Origin of the sequence: Streptomyces wedmorensis (assembly GCF_000716445.1) — a bacterium.
Classification (GTDB): domain Bacteria; phylum Actinomycetota; class Actinomycetes; order Streptomycetales; family Streptomycetaceae; genus Streptomyces; species Streptomyces wedmorensis.
This window is the reverse complement of record NZ_JNWK01000030.1, coordinates 52,277-69,883: the sequence shown is the minus strand read 5'-3', so window position 1 is coordinate 69,883 and position 17,607 is coordinate 52,277. Positions and strand designations below refer to the sequence as shown.

At 73.6% G+C, this 17,607-nt stretch carries 13 protein-coding genes and 1 pseudogene; 8 read left to right on the top strand and 6 right to left on the bottom strand.

Annotation, left to right across the window (positions count from 1 at the left end; genetic code table 11):
- Nucleotides 1-36 precede the first annotated feature (36 nt).
- Nucleotides 37-1,683: pseudogene (locus tag OO54_RS23080) on the top strand (S8 family serine peptidase); the annotation flags it as partial.
- A 134-nt stretch (nucleotides 1,684-1,817) separates the two neighbouring features.
- On the opposite strand, the gene OO54_RS23075 reads toward OO54_RS23080, so the two are convergent.
- From OO54_RS23075 to mreB, 4 genes are all read right to left on the bottom strand, one after another.
- Nucleotides 1,818-3,266, bottom strand: a complete 1,449-nt coding sequence (locus OO54_RS23075) for an acyl-CoA synthetase (RefSeq protein ID WP_033205994.1) — start codon at nucleotides 3,264-3,266, stop codon at nucleotides 1,818-1,820.
- Between the two features lie 59 nt (nucleotides 3,267-3,325).
- Nucleotides 3,326-4,510: a nitrate/nitrite transporter gene (locus OO54_RS23070; RefSeq protein WP_078905309.1), complete on the bottom strand. Its 1,185-nt coding sequence runs from the start codon at nucleotides 4,508-4,510 to the stop codon at nucleotides 3,326-3,328.
- A 112-nt stretch (nucleotides 4,511-4,622) separates the two neighbouring features.
- Complete coding sequence (locus OO54_RS23065; protein WP_033206107.1) at nucleotides 4,623-6,104, bottom strand: GAF domain-containing sensor histidine kinase; 1,482 nt, start codon at nucleotides 6,102-6,104, stop codon at nucleotides 4,623-4,625.
- 225 nt (nucleotides 6,105-6,329) lie between these two features.
- Complete coding sequence (gene mreB, locus OO54_RS23060) at nucleotides 6,330-7,391, bottom strand: rod shape-determining protein (RefSeq protein WP_033205989.1); 1,062 nt, start codon at nucleotides 7,389-7,391, stop codon at nucleotides 6,330-6,332.
- A gap of 287 nt (nucleotides 7,392-7,678) precedes the next feature.
- Between mreB and OO54_RS45115 the strand changes: the two genes are divergently transcribed.
- Nucleotides 7,679-8,737 carry an SCO2400 family protein gene (locus tag OO54_RS45115; RefSeq protein ID WP_051787116.1) on the top strand — a complete coding sequence of 353 codons (1,059 nt, stop codon included), beginning with the start codon at nucleotides 7,679-7,681 and terminating at the stop codon, nucleotides 8,735-8,737.
- 15 nt (nucleotides 8,738-8,752) lie between these two features.
- On the opposite strand, the gene OO54_RS23050 is transcribed toward OO54_RS45115, so the two are convergent.
- On the bottom strand, nucleotides 8,753-9,187 hold the full coding sequence (locus OO54_RS23050) for a MarR family winged helix-turn-helix transcriptional regulator (RefSeq protein ID WP_017239158.1): 435 nt from the start codon (nucleotides 9,185-9,187) through the stop codon (nucleotides 8,753-8,755).
- A gap of 105 nt (nucleotides 9,188-9,292) precedes the next feature.
- Here OO54_RS23050 and OO54_RS23045 point away from each other — a divergent pair, with 105 nt between their 5' ends.
- From OO54_RS23045 to OO54_RS23025, 5 genes are all read left to right on the top strand, one after another.
- Nucleotides 9,293-10,312: an NADP-dependent oxidoreductase gene (locus OO54_RS23045; protein ID WP_033205986.1), complete on the top strand. Its 1,020-nt coding sequence runs from the start codon at nucleotides 9,293-9,295 to the stop codon at nucleotides 10,310-10,312.
- Between the two features lie 65 nt (nucleotides 10,313-10,377).
- Entirely contained in the window at nucleotides 10,378-10,800 is a 423-nt protein-coding gene (locus tag OO54_RS23040) for an organic hydroperoxide resistance protein (protein ID WP_030693363.1), read from the top strand.
- Between the two features lie 119 nt (nucleotides 10,801-10,919).
- Complete coding sequence (locus OO54_RS23035; protein WP_051787115.1) at nucleotides 10,920-12,539, top strand: serine/threonine-protein kinase; 1,620 nt, start codon at nucleotides 10,920-10,922, stop codon at nucleotides 12,537-12,539.
- A gap of 42 nt (nucleotides 12,540-12,581) precedes the next feature.
- Nucleotides 12,582-13,412: an EI24 domain-containing protein gene (locus tag OO54_RS23030; RefSeq protein ID WP_033205984.1), complete on the top strand. Its 831-nt coding sequence runs from the start codon at nucleotides 12,582-12,584 to the stop codon at nucleotides 13,410-13,412.
- An 11-nt stretch (nucleotides 13,413-13,423) separates the two neighbouring features.
- Nucleotides 13,424-14,242 (top strand): pectate lyase, encoded by an 819-nt coding sequence (locus OO54_RS23025; RefSeq protein ID WP_033205983.1) that lies wholly within the window; start codon nucleotides 13,424-13,426, stop codon nucleotides 14,240-14,242.
- 30 nt (nucleotides 14,243-14,272) lie between these two features.
- On the opposite strand, the gene OO54_RS23020 is transcribed toward OO54_RS23025, so the two are convergent.
- Nucleotides 14,273-15,250 carry a LysR family transcriptional regulator gene (locus OO54_RS23020; protein ID WP_026058203.1) on the bottom strand — a complete coding sequence of 326 codons (978 nt, stop codon included), beginning with the start codon at nucleotides 15,248-15,250 and terminating at the stop codon, nucleotides 14,273-14,275.
- Between the two features lie 147 nt (nucleotides 15,251-15,397).
- Between OO54_RS23020 and OO54_RS23015 the strand changes: the two genes are divergently transcribed.
- Nucleotides 15,398-17,584, top strand: a complete 2,187-nt coding sequence (locus OO54_RS23015) for a M4 family metallopeptidase (protein ID WP_234439392.1) — start codon at nucleotides 15,398-15,400, stop codon at nucleotides 17,582-17,584.
- Nucleotides 17,585-17,607 lie beyond the last annotated feature (23 nt).

Below are 17,607 nucleotides of genomic sequence, written 5' to 3'. Positions count from 1 at the left end.
GAAGAGCCCCCTCATTCATGAGGGGGAGGAGTCACGAGCGGTACGTCGATGGCGACCCCGCACGTCGCCGGCGTCGCCGCGCTGCTCGCCGAGAAGCACCCCGACTGGACCGGTGCCCGGCTCAAGGACGCGCTGATGTCCTCGTCGAAGACGCTCGACGCCACCGCGTACGAGCTCGGCGCCGGCCGCGTCGACGTGGCCGCCGCCCTCGCCGCGCACATCACCGCCACCGGCTCCGCGGACCTCGGCTTCGCCTCCTGGCCCCACGAGGAGAACAAGCCGGTCACCAGGACCGTCACCTACTCCAACTCTTCCGACGACCCGGTCGAGGTGAACCTCGCCGTCGAGGGCATGCCCGCCGGCGTCGCGACCCTCGCCGACACCGCCCTCACCGTCCCGGCCCACGGCTCCGCGTCCACCACCGTCACCGGCGACGGCACGGCAGCCCCCGTCGGGGTCTCCTCCGGCCGGGTCACCGCCACCGTCGGGGGCGCGCCCGTCGCGCACACCGCGCTCGGCCTCGTGAAGGAGGAGGAGCGCTACACCCTCACCGTCCACGTCAAGGACCGCGACGGCGCCCCCACCCCCGCCTACCTGGGCGTGCAGCGGCTCACCGAGGGCGTGGACCCCTTCCCGGCCGCCGTCGGCGAGTCCGGCACCCTCGAACTGCGCCTGAAGCCCGGCACGTACACCGTCGACACCTTCCTCGACGTGCGCGGCTCGCGCGGCGAGGACTCCCTCGGCCTCGGCTTCCTCACCGAACCGGAGATCGTCCTCGACCGCGACCGCGAGATCACCCTCGACGGACGGCGGCTGCGGGAGATCCGCGCCGAGGTCGAGAAGCGCACCGAGACCCGCCAGCTCCTCATGGAGTTCGACCGCGAGGCGAACGGCGCCTCCTACGGCGGAGCCGTCCAGGTCCCGATCACCTACGACTCGATCTTCGCCGCGCCCACCCGCGAGCCCGCCACCGGCACCTTCGAGTACCGGACCGTATGGCGCCTCGGCAAGCCGCTCCTGGAGGCGACCGTCGACGGCGTCCGCCTCGCGGGCGCCACCCCGCAGGGCGGCGGCACGCTCCTGGAGGGCCGCCACCGCCTCGGCCTCGTCGACGCGGGCACCGGTACGCCCGCCGAGTACGCGGGCAAGGCCGCCACCGGCAGGGCCGTCCTCGTCCGGCTCACCGAGGGCGCCGACCCGAAGCAGCTCGCCCAGGCCGCCCAGGACGCGGGCGCCAAGGCCCTGTTCGTCACCGACACCGCCCTCGACCCGGCCCGCTGGAGGCTCGGCACCAAGGGCCACAGCGAGTGGACGTTCCGCTCCGCCGAGACCCCCGACGACCGGATCACCTACCTGCCGATGCTCAACCTCGGCTTCGACCTCGACACCGACCTCCACGGCGACGTCCGCGCCGGCGGCCGGCTCCCCGTCGGCATCTCCGCCGAGTACGTGAAGGGCGCCACCGGCACCGGCACCATCGGCACCGGCACCCTGGAGGTCTCCTACGACGAGGGCACGACCTGGACGAAGGTCGCGCTCAGGAAGGCGTCCCGCGGCGCCTCCTGGACCGGCGAACTGCGCGTCCCGTCCGGCGTCTCCTCCGTCTCCCTGCGGGCCGGCGCCGGCGACGACCGGGGCGGTTCCGTCACGCAGGAGGTGATCCGCGCGGTCGGCGTGAAGTAGCCGGTACGACCGGGGCCGGGCCCGCTCCCCACGGGGAGGGGGCCCGGCTTTCGTACGGCCGCCGGGTGCCCGGCCTTCGCGGGTCCGACGGCCCCGGCCCCGGCTTGTCCGACGGGACCCCGGCCCCGGCCGGTTCAGCGGGCGTCCGGCAGCTCCTTCTTCAGGACCTTGCCCATGTCGTTGCGGGGGAGCGCGTCCAGGTAGCGCACCACCCGGGGCCGCTTGTGCGGGGCGAGGAGGCGTGCCACGTGGTCGGCGAGCTCGGACTCCGCCGGGGGCTTCTCCGCGTCCTCGGGCACCACCCAGGCGACGATCCGCTCGCCCAGGTCCGGGTCGGGCTCGCCGGTGACGGCGGCCTCGCGCACGCCCGGGTGGTCGAGGAGCGCGTTCTCGATCTCGCCCGCCCCGATCTTGTAACCGCCGCTCTTGATCAGGTCGGTCGCCTTGCGGCCCACGAGCCGCACCGTGCCGTCGGCCTCGCGGACCGCCATGTCGCCGGTCCGGAACCAGTCGCCGTCGAACGCCGCCGCCGTCGCGTCCGGCCGGCCGAGGTAGCCGGAGAACAGGTTCCGACCGCGCACCTGCACCTCCCCGACGGTCTCCCCGTCGAGCTCCGGCAGCACGGAGCCGTCCTCGTCCACCAGCCGCAGCTCCACCCCCGCGAGCGGCACCCCGACCGTCCCGGGCCGCGGCTCGCCGCCCGGCAGCACGCTGGTGATCATGAGCGTCTCGGTCATCCCGTACCGCTCCACCACCGTCCGGCCCGTCGCCGCCGCGATCCGCCGGTGGTCGTGCACCGGAAGCGCCGCCGAACCGGAGACGAGCAGCCGGGCACCCGCCAGCGCCGCCGCCAGGGAGGCGTCCCCGCCGAGCGAGTCCGCCACCCGGTGGTACATCGTGGGCACGCCGAACAGCATCGTTCCGCCGCCGTCCCCCAGCTCCCGGGCCACGCCCTCCACCGAGAACGCGCCCAGGTGCCGCACCTCCCCGCCCCGTCGCAGCGGCCCCAGCACGCCGAGGACCAGCCCGTGGACGTGGAACAGCGGCAGCGCGTGCACCAGGACGTCGTCCGCCGTCCACGACCAGGCGTCGGCCAGCGCGTCCAGGGACGCGGCCACCGCCCGGCGGGACAGCAGGACGCCCTTCGGAGGGCCGGTGGTGCCGGACGTGTAGACGACGAGGGCGGTGGCCTCGGGGTCGTCCGGCTCCGCCACCGGCGGACCCGCCACCCCGCCGAGCTCCACCTCGATCCGCGGTGTCCCCGCGAGCCCCGCCGGCAGCTCGGCCCCGGGCTCCGCGAGCACCGCGCCCGGGGCGCTGTCGCCCAGGATGTGAGCCAGCTCCCGTTCCCCGGTCCTCGGATTCAGCGGTACGACGGCCACGCCCGCGAGGAGCGCGCCGACCACGCCGACCACGGTGTGCGCGGTCGGCGTGGCCCAGACCGCGACCCGCTCCTCGCCCCTCACCCGCGCCGCCAGGGCTCCGGCGGCCCGCGCCAGTTCGCCGTACGTCAGGCTCGCCGCGCCGAAGCGCAGGGCGGGCCGGTCGGAAGGGTCCGTCAAGGCGGGAAGGAGGGCACTCACCGGTCGAACTCCTCGGGTCGTCGAGGGCGTAGGTCGCCGGGAGGCATTCTGCCGGGGCGTCAGGGCCGCGCGGCCGTGACCTTCGTCGCCTCCGGCTCGGGTTCCTCACCGCCGGGGCGGATGCCGCGCATGCGGCCGTAGGCGTAGACGCAGCCCGCGAGGGCGAGATCGGACAGGAGCATGAAGCCGATGGAGTAGGAGTCCTTGGCGCTGTAGATCGCGCCCATCACCAGCGGCGGCACGAAGCCGCCCAGGCCGCCCATCGCACCGACGATGCCGGTCACGCTGCCCACCTGGGCCTGCGGGGTGACCTGGGAGACGAGGGCGAAGACCGAACCGCTCGCCGTGCCCAGGCCGGCCGCCATGACGAGCAGGGCGATCGTGCCGCCCGGGTACAGCGGCGGGTCGAAGGCCTGGACGATCGCGAACAGGGCGGCCGTGCCGAGCGCGCCGGCCGTCACGAGCGCCGGGTGCAAGCGGTCCGAGAGCCAGCCGCCGATCGGCCGGAAGACCACGGTGACCAGGGCGAACCCCGCCGCCTTGGTGCCCGCGTCCGTCGGGTCCAGCTCGTACCAGGTCTTCAGGTACGTCGGCAGGTAGACGCCGAACGCCACGATGCCGCCGAAGCCGATCGCGTACAGCGCGGACAGCTCCCACGTCACACGCAGCCGCGCCGCCGAGCCCAGCCGGGTCGCCAGGGAGGCGGTGGGCACCGGCCGGTCGGGCCGGTCGCTGATGAGGAAGGAGGCGAGGACCGCGTACGCGGCCAGCGCGATCGCCACCACGAAGAACGGCAGGTTCTCCCCGTGCTTGGCGATCCGGGGCGTGAAGTAGCCGGAGAGCGCCACGCCGCCCATGCCCATGCCGAACACGCCGAGGGCCAGGCCCCGCTTGGCCGGCGGGAACCACGAGTTCACCAGCGGGATGCCGATCGCGAAGGTCGTCCCGCCCAGGCCGAGGAGGAAGGCGACGACCAGCAGCAGGCCGTAGGTGTCCTTCACCACGGTCAGCAGCAGCACGGGGACGATGGTCAGCGCCGAGACGAGCGGGAACATCCGCTTCGCCCCGTACCGGTCGGTGAGGGCACCGGCGGGGACCCGGCCGACCGAGCCGACCAGGACCGGCACGGCGACGAGGAACGACTGCTGGAACGAGCTGAGTTCGAGCCGGTCGCCGTACCAGCTCGCGAGCGGTGCGATCAGGTTCCACGCCCAGAACGTCAGCGTGAAGCCGATGGTGGCCATCACCAGGTTGCGGTAGGCAGCCGCGGTGGGGGGCTTCGTCTCGGTGGTCACCCCATCAGTCAAGATCGGTAGGAGGGGCCCGGCGCGCGGGACTGCTCCGTACGGGTGCCCCTCAAGGCCAGGTCACGATGGTCGGCGGGGTGCCGTCGTCGTCGACCCGCAGGCGGAGGCCGTCGGACCCGGCCGAGACCTCGACGGTGACGGCGGTGACGCCGGAGCGGCGGTGGACGGCGGCGAGCGCGCCGCGCAGGGCGGAGAGGAGTCCCGCCGCCTGGTCGTCCTCGGCGAGGGTGTCGACGGTGCCGGAGAAGTGGACGGACGGCTGGAAGCCGAGGAGGACCGCGGCGCCGCCGGTCTCGCGCAGGACGCGGCCCCGGAAGGAGGCGGGTGCGTCGGCGGGAGGCTGCTGGAGGGCGAAGATGGTCGTGCGGACCTCCTGGATCGTCGAGTCCAGCTCGTCGACGGCCCGGCCGAGCAGCGCGTCCTCGTCGGACGAGCCGGACGCGCGGCGGCGGGTCGACTCCAGCATCATCTCGGTGGCGAACAGCCGCTGGACGACGAGGTCGTGGAGGTCGCGCGCGATCCGGTCCCGGTCCTCGAACACGGCGAGCCGCTCGCGGTCGTGGCGCGCGTCCGCGAGGACCAGCGCGAGCGCCGCCTGCGAGGCGAACTGGGAGGCGAGGAGCCGGTCCACCGCCGAGTACGGCGGGTCGCCGCGCCGCCGGGGCAGGGCGAGGGTGCCGATGAGCCTCCCGCCGCTCTGCAACGGCAGCATCATCGACGGGCCGAAGCGGGACCGGACCGCGGTGGTCATGCGCGGATCGGTCGCCGAGTCCTCGACGAAGACGGGCTCCCCGCCGAGGAGCTGGACGAGGACGGGGGAGCCGGGCACGATCGTCGTGCCGACCAGGTCGCCCGGGTCGTCGGTGGTGGAGGCGGCGACGATCTCCATCCCGCCCTCGGCGGTGGGCTGGAGGACCACACCGGCCGAGGCGCCGGCGAGGACGCGGGCCTGTTCGGCGACGGTCATCAGGGCGTCCTCGGCGGACTCGCCGGTGAGCAGGGCCGTGGTCACGGCCGCCGCCCCCTCGATCCAGCGCTCCCGCTGCCGTGCGGTCTCGTACAGGCGGGCGTTGCCGATCGCGATGCCCGCCTGGGACGCGAGCACCCGGAGCAGGGCGAGGTCCTCCTCGGTGAAGCCGCCCGCCCGCTTCTCGGTGAGGTACAGGTTGCCGAACACCTCGGTGTGGACCCGGATCGGGACACCGAGGAAGGTGTGCATCTCCGGGTGGCCCTCGGGCACGCCGGCCGAGCGCGGGTCGGCCGTCAGGTCGTCGAGCCGGAGCGGCTGCGGGTCCTGGACGAGGACGCCGACGAGTCCGGTGCGGCCGTCGGGGAGCCGGCCGATGCGCTGCCGCTCCTCGTCGGTCATGCCGGAGGTGAAGAGTTCGGTGAGCCGGTGGCGCTCGGGGTCGACGACCCCGAGCGCCCCGTAGCGGGCCCCGGTCAGCTCGGTGGCGGAGTCCACGATGTGCTGGAGGGTGGTGCGGAGTTCGAGATCCGTGCCGACGCCGAGGACCGCTTCGAGCAGCATGGGAAGGCGGGGCGTGCCCTCGTCCGGGTCCGGGTCCGTGCCCTCGTACCGGTCCGGGTCCTCGTCCCGGTCCGTGCCCGAGCCCGGACCGGGATTTTCGGGAGGGGTCCCGTCCGGACCCGGGGGAGCGTCCTCGTCCGTGTCCTCGCCCATGATCGTCATGGTCTCATTGTCGTACGAATCATACGGTTTGGCTGGTTTGCGTACGGCCGTGAGAGTGCGGGCTCAGTCCTCGTCGGCGAGCGGGTTCCGCTCCGCCAACGGGTCGAGGATCATCGGCTGGACCTTGCCCTCCAGCATCGCGCCCAGCCCCAGGACCGCGCACACGTCCGGCCGTTCGGCGATGTGCACCGGCATCCCGGTGGCCTCGCGCAGCATCTGGTCGAGGCCCGGCAGCAGCGCGCTGCCGCCGACCATCATGATCCCGCGGTCCGCGAGGTCGGCCACCAGGTCCGGCGGGCAGTCGCGCAGCACCTTCCCGATGCCGTCGAGGACCGCCGTCAACGGCGTGTGGATCGCCTCCCGCACGGCGGCGGTGTCGACGGTCACCGAACGCGCCAGGCCCGTCGCGACGTCCCGGCCGTGGATCTCGGTCCAGGCCGGGCCGTGGGTGGTCAGGCCGTTGCCGCTCAGGGCGAGTTGCAGCGGTCTGACCGACTGGCTCGGCAGCATCAGCTCGTGGTGGTGACGCAGGTGCTGGATGACGGCGTGGTCGATGGCGTCCCCGCCGACCGGCATCCGCTCGGCCGTCACGATCGCCCCGAGCGAGAGCACCGCGACCTGCGTCGTCGCCGCCCCGCACACCATGATCATGGTCGCGGTCGGCTGCTCGACCGGAAGGCCGCAGCCCACCGCCGCCGCGATCAGGGTGTCGACCAGCTCGACCCGGCGCGCCCCGAGACCGACGAGGGTCTCCACGGCGGCCCGCTGCGCCAGCGGGTCGCTGTCGTGCGGGGTGCACGCGGCCGCGCGCAGCCGGGGCTTGCGGCGCAGCTGCCGGCGCAGCTTCTCGCCGAGGAGGTGACGGAGCATCCGCTGAGCCATCTCGATGTCGACGACCGTGCCGCCCGAGACCGGGCGGACGACCCGGATGTAGTCGGGGGTGCGGCCGGTCATCTTCTCCGCCAGCGCGCCGACGGCGATCAGCGCTCCGGTGCGGGTGTTGACGGCGGCGACGCTCGGCTCGTCGACGACGAGTCCGGTGCCCTTGACGAAGACCCGGGTGCGGGCGGCACCCAGGTCGACGGCGACATGGCAACGACGCAGCTGCTCAAGGCTGACGGTCATGGCGGATCCTCCGGAGTGCGGTGCTGGCACGGGCGAGGTGGTTCGCGTTTCGCGTTCCTGTTCGCATCGTCCGGCCGTCCGGGGCGCGGCGCGCGCTGGGCTGCGCCGCCCGGGGCGCCGGGCGCGGGCGGTGACGGAGGATCCGGTAGGGGTGAGGACGGACCGGAGGCGATCCTTCCCGAAGCGGGAGAATCACGACGCACCGCCGACGACCTGCGGTTTCCTCACAGGATCCTCACGTACCCGCCTCCCTGCCGCCGCACCCGGCCGCATAGCCTGCGGGCCCCATGGACTACTGCCACGCGTGCCGGCGGCATCTCAACGGGGCCCTCGCCTGTGCCGGGTGCGGGACTCCCGTCGAGGAACTGCGGTACGAGCCCCCCCACATACCGGCCCACCCGCCGGCCCCCACGTCGGCCTACCCGCCGGCCCCCACGTCGGCCTATCCGCAGGTCCGCACCCCGGACTTCGCGTACGCCGACCCCGTGTACGCCGACCCGGCTTATGCCGACCCGGGATACGGCGACCCGGGATACGGCGACCACACGTACGCCGGCCATGCGCCCACCGACCCCGCGTCCACCGACTTCGCTCGCGCCGACCCCGCGTCCGCCGGCCTCGCTCACACCGAGCCGGACGCGCCCGCGCCCGAGCACGTCTACGAACTGGACGTCCTCGAGCCGCCGCGACCGGCCGCGGGCGGGCGCCGGGCCGCTCGCGCCGCCGAACGGGACCACGCGGAGCGGGGCCGTACCCCCGCGCGCGGGGGACGCCGGGCCCGGTCGCGGCGGGGCCGTACGGTCCTGGTCGGGACGGTGGGTCTGGTCCTCGCGGCCGGCACGCTGAGCCTGGCCCGGCTCGCCCTGGAGCAGCCGCCGGAGGACGGCGCGGCGACGGCCGTCGAGGAGCTGGACGTCACCGCCACCCCGCTCGCGCCCGAACCGCTCGACAGCACCGAGCCGCCGGACGGCACGGGCCCGTCCCCGGTCGCCGGCACACCCACCTCCGGACCCACACGTACCCGTCAGGTGAGCGCGGGCTCCGGCACGGGCATCCGAGGGGGGTCGGGCTCGGCGTCCGGTACGGGATCGCTGCCGGGCGCGGGTGCGGGGCCGGGCTCCGGTACGGGGCAGGGGGGCGGCGGCGCCCCGGCGCCGGCGCCGACGGCCTCCGGCTCGCCGTCAGCGCCCACCGCGACGCCGTCCGCGACGGCGGGCGGCCCGTCGCCGACCGGCTCGGGCACGCCCGGCGGGCCTTCGCCGTCCACCAGCGGCCCCACGCCGGGCGGCACGCCGACCCCGAGCCCCACGCCGACCTGTACCCGCTTCCTCTGGTGGTGCGTGTAGGGCCGGGTTCGCGGACTACGCCACGCCCTCGCCGAGCATCCGCCTCAGCAGGTCCCGCAGCAGGGTCCGCTCGGTCTCGGACAGCTCGCCGAGCGGCTCGCGGGCGAAGCCGAGGGAGTCGCGCAGCCGCCGCGCGGTCTCCCGGCCCTGGTCGGTGGGGACGGCGAGCTTGACGCGCCGGTCGTCCGGATCGGGGTGGCGCTCCACCAGGCCGCGCGCCTCGAGGCGGTCGACGATCCCCGTGATGTTGGAGGGCTCGCACTTCAGCTTCTGCGCGATGCGGCGCATCGGCAGCGGGTCGAGCGACAGCAGGCCGAGGACGCGGGCCTGGGCGCCGGTCAGCGCGTGCTGCGCGGCCGCCTGCTCGTACTCCTCGTAGTAGCGCGCCACGACCGTGCCGATCAGCTCGACGACTTCGAGGGTCAGCGGGTCCGTGCGTGAGGTGGCCATGGGGGTCAGTCTACCCAGATACTTGACAACATGAAATATCCAGGAGCATGGTTGTTTGAGGTAGTGAACCTTTTGTGATCCAAAGCTTTTCTGGAGGCCGTGCTCATGTCCGTTCTTCCCGTGTCCAGCCGTGAGTGGCACCTCGTCGCCCGTCCGCACGGCTGGCCCGTCCCCGCGGACTTCGCCCTGCGCGAGACCCCGGTCGCCGAGCCCGCCGAGGGCCGCATCCTCGTGCGCAACCTGCACTTCTCCGTGGACCCCTACATGCGCGGCAGGATGAACGACGTCAAGTCGTACATTCCGCCCTTCGAGCTCGACCGCCCCATGGACGGTGGCGCGGTCGGCGAGGTCGTCGCCTCCAACGCGGAGGGCTTCGCCGTCGGCGACCACGTCCTGCACGGCCTCGGCTGGCGCGAGTACGCCGACGTCCCGGCCAAGGGCGCCACCAAGGTCGACCCGGCGCTCGCCCCCCTCTCCTCCTACCTGGGCGTGCTCGGCATGACCGGCCTCACCGCCTACGCCGGCCTCTTCGAGGTCGCCTCCTTCAAGGAGGGCGACGCCGTCTTCGTCTCCGGCGCCGCCGGGGCCGTCGGCAGCCAGGTCGGCCAGATGGCGAGGCTCAAGGGCGCCTCCCGCGTCATCGGCTCCGCCGGCTCCGACGAGAAGGTGAAGTTCCTCGTCGAGGAGCTCGGCTTCGACGCCGCCTTCAACTACAAGAACGGCCCGGTCAAGGACCAGCTCCGGGAGGCCGCCCCGGACGGCATCGACGTCTACTTCGACAACGTCGGCGGCGACCACCTCGAAGCCGCGATCTCCTCGCTCAACGTGCACGGCCGCGCCACCATCTGCGGCATGATCGCCCAGTACAACGACACCGAGCCGGTCCCCGGCCCGCGCAACATGGCGATGATCATCGGCAAGCGGCTGCGGCTCCAGGGCGTCCTCGTCGGCGACCACTACGGCCTGCAGAACCAGTTCGTCCAGGAGGTCGGCGGCTGGCTCGGCTCCGGCGAGCTGAAGCACCGCGAGACCTTCGTCGAGGGCATCGAGAACGGCGTGGACGCCTTCCTCGGGCTCCTCCGCGGCGACAACACCGGAAAGATGATCGTCTCGGTGACCCGCTAGTCTTCCCTCAGCCGTCGTGATCGTGGGCGCGAGTCGCGGCGAACAGCAGAAGGAAGTACCCCGGCATGTCCATCCAGCACTCCGACGTCCTCTACACCGCCGTCGCCACCGCCGAGAACGGCCGTGACGGCCGCGTGGCCACGGACGACGGTCAGCTCGACGTCGTCGTCAACCCGCCCAAGGCCATGGGCGGCTCCGGCGCCGGCACCAACCCCGAGCAGCTCTTCGCCGCCGGCTACAGCGCCTGCTTCCAGGGCGCGCTGGGCGTCGTCGCCCGCAACGAGAACGCGGACGTCTCCGGCTCGACGGTCACCGCCGAGGTCGGCATCGGCAAGAACGACGACGGATTCGGCATCATCGTCAAGATCTCGGCGACCATCCCCAACGTGGACGCCGAGACCGCCAAGAGCCTGATCGAGAAGGCCCACCAGGTCTGCCCGTACTCCAAGGCGACCCGCGGCAACATCACGGTCGAACTCGCCGTCTGACCCGCGGACCCGCACACTGGGCGAGGGCCGCACCCCGACCGACCGGGGTGCGGCCCTCGTCGTGTCCGGAGCCGGGCGGCTGCGGCATCATGTCCGTGTCCAGCGGACGGGGGAGTCGAGTGTCGTCGCACAACGGGCCGGAGCAGGCCGGCCACGGGCTCATCGGCGGGCGGTACCGCCTCGGGGAGCGCCTCGGGCAGGGTGGCATGGGCGTGGTCCGGAGGGCCACCGACGAACTGCTCGGGCGACCGGTCGCGGTCAAGACCCTGGCGCTCGACGACGGCGCCGACCCGGCGGGCGCCCTCCGGGAGGCGCGGGTCGTCGCCCGGATCCGGCACCCCCACGTGATCGTCGTCCACGACGTCGTCGAGCACGAGGGCCGACCCGCACTGGTGATGGAGCTGGTCGACGGCGGATCGCTCGCCGACCGGCTGGCCGCCGGCCGCGTCCTGTCCCCGCGGGAGACCGCGCGGCTCGGCCTCGACCTGCTCGACGCGCTCGGCGCCGCCCACGCCCTCGACGTCCTGCACCGGGACGTGAAACCGGCCAACGTCCTCCTGGAGAAGGGCAGCGGCCGGGCGGTGCTCACCGACTTCGGCATCGCCAGCCTCCCCGGCGCCACCACGCTCAGCGGGACCGGCGTCTTCGTCGGGACCCCCGAGTACACCGCGCCGGAACGGATGCAGGGAGGCGACGCGGGCCCTGCCTCCGACCTGTGGTCGCTCGGCGCGCTCCTGTGCGCGGCGGCGACGGGCACCTCGCCCTTCCGCCGGGACTCGATCGGCGCCGTCCTGCACGCCGTCGTGTACGAGGAGATCCGGCCGTCCGAGCGGATGGGGCCGCTCGTCCCGGTCGTCCGCGGCCTGCTCGAACGCGACCCGGACCGGCGCCTGGGAGCCGCCGAAGCCCGCCGGATGCTCGCCGCCTGCGCGGCGGGGGAGGACCCGGCCGACGGTCCGGTGCCGGTCGGGCCGCCGGCCGTGCGCGACACCGGCCCCACCGGCACTCCCCGGCGGCCCCTGTCCCCGGAGGCCGCCGGCCCCCGCCCGCCGGCCGCGCCCGACGCCCACCTGCCGGCCACCCCGCGGCAGCCCACCCCGCCGGAGGACCGGGCCCCCGCTGCCGCGGCCGGGCGGCGGGGCGCGCTCGCGCTGCCCTTCGTGGTCGCGGCCGTCGCCGCCTCCGTGGCGGCGGTGACGGTGGCGGTGCTGCTGGCCGGACGGGACGAACCGTCGACGGGCGCCGGACCGACGGGTTCGGCGGGCCCCCGGCCCACCTCCGCGTCCGACCCCGCACCCGCCGGGTACACGGCCGTCGAGGACGAACGGGGCTTCACCCTTGCCGTCCCCGCCGGGGCGCGCCGCTCGACCGACGGGGAGCGGGTGTTCTACACGACGGCGGACGGGGCCGCCTGGGTCGGGGTGAGGATCAGGGCGATCCCGGCCGGCGGAGCGATCGGCGTGATGCGCGACGCCGACGCGAGCGGCCCGAGGACCAACCCGGGGTACCGCGACGCGACGGTCGAGGAGACGCGGCACAAGGGACTGCCCGCCGCCCGTTGGGAGTTCACCTGGAACGGCTTCACCAGCGCGGAGGGGCCGCGGCGCACCGTGGACGTCTGCTGGGAGCAGGCCGGGACGCTGTACGACGTGTGGGCGTCGGCCCCGGTGGACCGCGCGGCGGAGGCCCGCCGGCACTTCGACACGGCCCTCGGCTCCTTCCGTACGTCCGGCCGCTGACCTGCCCGGGCGGCCCCCGGAGGCACCGATAGGGTGACCCCCATGCGCGATCTCGGGGTGGGTTTCAAGTACCTGGTGCAGGGCCAGAAGTGGGTGGGCCGGCACGGGCGGTGGTTCGGTTTCGGGCTGTTGCCCGGCCTGGTGACCCTCGTCCTCTACATCGGCGCGCTCATCGGTCTCGGATACGGTGCCGACGACCTGGCCGCCTGGGCGACGCCGTTCGCCGACGACTGGACCTCGCCCTGGCTCGGGATCCTCCGCGGCACCCTGACGGGGCTCGTCTTCGTCTTCGGGCTGTTCCTCGCGGTCATCACCTTCACCGCCGTGACCCTGCTCGTCGGCCAGCCCTTCTACGAGTCCCTCTCCGAGGCGGTCGACCGCAGCGAGGGCGGCGAGGTGCCCGAGTCCGGACTTCCGCTCTGGCGCGAGCTGTGGATCTCCGCCCGGGACAGCCTGCGGGTCCTGCTGCGGGTCGCGTTCTACGGCGTCCTGCTCTTCGCCTGCGGCTTCATCCCGGTCGTCGGCCAGACCGTCGTGCCCGCCCTCGGCTTCTGCGTCTCCGGCTTCTTCCTCGCCGAGGAGCTGACGGCCGTGGCGCTCCAGCGCCGGGGCGTCGAGCTCAAGGAGCGGCTGACCCTCCTCCGCGGGCGCCGGCTCGCCGTCCTCGGCTTCGGCGTACCGCTGACGCTCGCCTTCCTGGTCCCGTTCGTCGCCGTCTTCCTGATGCCGGGGGCCGTCGCGGGCGCCACCCTGATGGTCCGCGACCTGCGCGGCGAGACGTCCGCCGCCGACGGCCCCGAGAAGAACGATCAAGAAGGCGGCAACCTTCCCGCCACCGGTGGCGACCAGGGGGTGCACCACCTCCCCCACTGAAGAAGGAACACATGACGTCACACAAGCGGAAGACCGGCCGCCGTCGCGCGGTCATCGGCGGCCTGAGCGCCCTCGCCGTCACCGGCGCGGCCGTCGTCGCCGGCAGCCTGCTCGCCCCGGCGGGCGCCGCGGGCGCCGTCCCCGCCTGGCCGCAGGCGAAGGGCGACAAGCCGGTCGCCGCCACCATCGAGGTCTCCGGCACCTACGACGGCAAGCTCCAGCGCTTCCACGGCACCGGCGACCTCGGCTCCGACGGCCAGAGCGAGAGCCAGAAGCCGGTCTTCGTCCTCAAGGACGGCGCCGTCCTCAAGAACGTCGTCATCGGCACCCCGGCCGCCGACGGGGTCCACTGCCTCGGCAGCTGCACCCTCCAGAACGTCTGGTGGGAGAACGTCGGCGAGGACGCCGCCACCTTCAAGGGCACCTCGCCGTCCGCGGTGTACGCGGTCTACGGCGGCGGCGCGAAGAGCGCCTCCGACAAGGTCTTCCAGTTCAACGGCGCCGGCAAGCTGGTCGTGACGAAGTTCCAGGTCTCCGACTTCGGCAAGCTGGTCCGCTCCTGCGGCAACTGCAGGAAGCAGTACAAGCGGACGATCCTGATCAACGACGTGGACGTCACCGCGCCCGGCAAGTCGATCGTCGGCGTCAACGCCAACTACGGGGACACCGCGACCCTGCGGAACATCCGGATCCACGGCGACGCCAAGAAGAAGCTCAAGCCGTGCACCCGCTTCACCGGCAACGACACCGGCAAGGAGCCCCGGGAGATCGGCACCGGCCCGGACGGCACCACCTGCCGATACTCGGCCGGCGACCTCTCGTACCGGTAGGCCGCAGGGCCGCGCCCGGTCCCCGGGGGCTCAGCCCTCGAGGACCGGGTGCAGCTCCGGGCGCGCGTCCCACCAGGTCCGGTAGAAGGCGTTGTTGTCGACGTTCGCCAGGTAGGCGCGGGCCGCGGCCCGGTACATCAGCTCCGCGTGCCGGGCGGGGACCGCGGCCCGGTTCCAGGCGAGCCGGATCCGGCCGGTGACCGGGTCGCCCTCCAGGGGGCGCAGGACCGTGCCCTCGGCGTACGGGGCCGTGGGCTGGCTCATCGACACCGCACGGCCGGCCGCGATCAGGCCGTAGTGCATCTGCCGGTCGGCCACCCGGTGCCGCAGCACGGGCGTGAAGCCGGCCTTCGCGCAGGCGGCGACGAGCGCCTCGGGGCCGCCGTCGTCGTCCTCCACCAGCGTCATCCAGGACTCGCCGGCCAGCTCGGCCAGCGCGATCCGGTCCTTCCCGGCCAGTGGGTGCGCCGCCGAGAGCCGTACGCAGAAGGGCTCCTTGGGGACCAGCGTCCGGGCCGTGGTCCCCTCGGGCAGCGCCACCTCGTGGTCGTTGACCTCCCCGTACAGGACGGCGTCGTAGCGCCCCGCGCCGAGCTGCCGGGTCAGGGTCGTCGCCGAGTGCTCGACGGTCACCGACACGTCCTGGCCCGCCGTGCCCAGGTCCGCCATGACCTGCTCCAGTTCCCCGAGCAGCCGGTCGACGAGGACGAGCAGGATGCAGCCGAGGCGCAGCGGGGTGTGCGGGGCGACGGCCCGGGCGCCGGCGGCCAGCGCGTCCATCTCGCCGAGGACGAGGCGTGCCTTGGAGAGGACGAACTCGCCCAGCGGAGTGGGCTCCACGCCGTGCCGGCCGCGGAGGAACAGCTCCCCGCCCGCGACCCGTTCGATGCGGCGCAGCTGCGCCGAGAGGGCCGGCTGGGAGACCCCGAGCCGCCCGGCCGCGCGCCCCAGACTGCCCGCTTCCGCTATCCGGCAGACGGCCTCTAGATGCCTCAACTCCAGCTGCATTTCAGCAGCGTACGCAGCACGGCGCGGGCGCACCATAACCCGCGTCTTATGCCGCGTGAGATGTCCCGAACCGGCCATGTACACGCCCATACTCGGCGCGACGATCCGTCTCCCCCACCACGATCCCCACCCCGATCGGAGCAGACGTTGCACCCCACCAGACTCACGGCGACCGTGGCCGCCCTGGCCCTGTCGGCGAGCCTCGCGACCGCCCTCGCCGGCACCGCCACCGCGGCCCCGCAGGCGCAGCCCGTACCCCCGGGCCACGGCAAGTCCCTCGCGCTCGCGGCCGCCGACGGCGCCGCGGCGAGCGGTCTCGACGAGCTGCGGCACGGCGCCGAGGAGGACCTCGTCCGGACGTCCGTCACCCCCTGGGCGAACGGTCTGTACTACGCGTCGTACGAGCGCAGCTACCGCGGCCTCCCGGTCGTCGGCGGCGACGCCGTCGTCGTCTCCGACAGTTCCGGCAAGGTCCGCGAGGTCACCGGCGCCCCCGTCCCGGCGATCAAGGTCTCGACCCGGGCCAAGGTGACCGCCGACGCGGCCCTCGCCACGGCCCGCGCGCAGCTGGCGTCGGTCGAGAGCGCGAGCGCCCCGGAGCTGACCGTCCTCCTCAAGGGCGGCAAGGCCGTTCTGACCTGGCACACCCTGGTCATCGGCCGGACGGCGCAGGGCGCGCCGAGCTCGCTCGACACCTTCGTCGACGCGCGCACCGGGTCCGTCGCCCGCGCCACCGACAAGATCCTGCACGCCGACGGCCGCGGGTACCACAACGGCAACGTCACCATCGACACCGCCGCCGGTTCCATGACCGACACCAGCCGCGGCGGCTTCAAGTGCGGCGGCCAGAACGGCAGCGCCTACACGGGCTCCTCGCCGTGGGGCAACAACGGCGCCAACGACCTGGTGACCGCCTGCGTCGACATCATGTACGCGGCGCAGAAGGAACACTCCATGCTCAAGGAGTGGTTCGGCTACAACGGCCAGAACGGCCAGGGCGGCATGGTCCCGGCCCGCGCCGGACTCAACGAGGTCAACGCGTACTACGACGGCACGAAGACGACCTACGGGCGCGCCCAGACCGGCTCCAACCAGCTCACCGGCATCGACGTCGTGGCCCACGAGTACGGCCACGAGATCTTCGACCGGACCCCGGGCTCCGCCGGCTCGTCCAACGAGAACGGCGGCATGAACGAGTCCACCGGCGACATCTTCGGCGCGCTCACCGAGCACTACGCCAACAACCCGAACGACACCCCGGACTACACGGTCGGCGAGGAGGTCAACTTCTTCGGCGACGGCAAGCCGATCCGGAACATGTACAACCCCTCGCTCGTCAACAACGACCCCAACTGCTACACCCAGTTGACCTCGGGCACCGAGGTGCACGCGGCGGCCGGCCCGCAGAACCACTGGTTCTACCTGCTCGCCGAGGGCTCCAACCCGGGCGGCGGCAAGCCCAACAGCCCCATATGTTCCGGCGGTCCGTCCTCGGTGACCGGCATCGGCATCCAGAAGGCCGGCAAGATCTTCATGGGCGCGCTGCTGATGAAGACCTCCTCCTGGAACCACCCCGCCGCCCGCAAGGCGACGCTGAGCACGGCCAAGAACACCTACGGCAGCGCCGAGTGCAACGCGGTGAAGGCGGCCTGGAACGCGGTCGGCGTCCCGGCCCAGTCCGGCGAGACCGACTGCGGCGGCACCACCACCCCGGACTTCTCGCTCGCCCTGAACCCGTCCTCGGGTTCGGTGCAGCCGGGCGCGTCGGTCACCTCCACGGTGAACACCTCCACCACCGGCGGCAGCGCGCAGACCGTCCAGCTCTCCGCGAGCGGCGCGCCGAGCGGCGTCACCGTCTCCTTCAGCCCGTCCTCGGTGACCTCGGGCTCCTCGTCCACCATGACCGTCCAGGTCGCGGCGGGCACGGCCAACGGCACGTACCCGATCACCGTCACCGGTACGGGCTCCGCCACCCACACGGTCACGTACCAGCTGTCGGTCGGCTCGACGACCCCGCCCACCGGCTGTGACAACGCGGAGTACACCTACCAGGGCACCCTGTCCTCCGGTCAGGCCCAGGCCCAGCCGGACGGCTCGTACTACTACTCCGCCACCGCCGGCACCCACGTCGGCTGCCTGCGCGGCCCGGCCGGCGCCGACTTCGACCTCTACCTGCAGAAGTGGAACGGGTCGACCTGGGCGGACGTGGCCGTCGGAGGCACGGCGAGCGCCGACGAGAACACCAGCTACTACGGCACCGCGGGCTACTACCGGTACGTGGTCCACGCGTACAGCGGCTCCGGAGCGTACACGCTGGGCCTGAGCGCCCCCTAAGGGGACGAGCACCCCGTCACGGG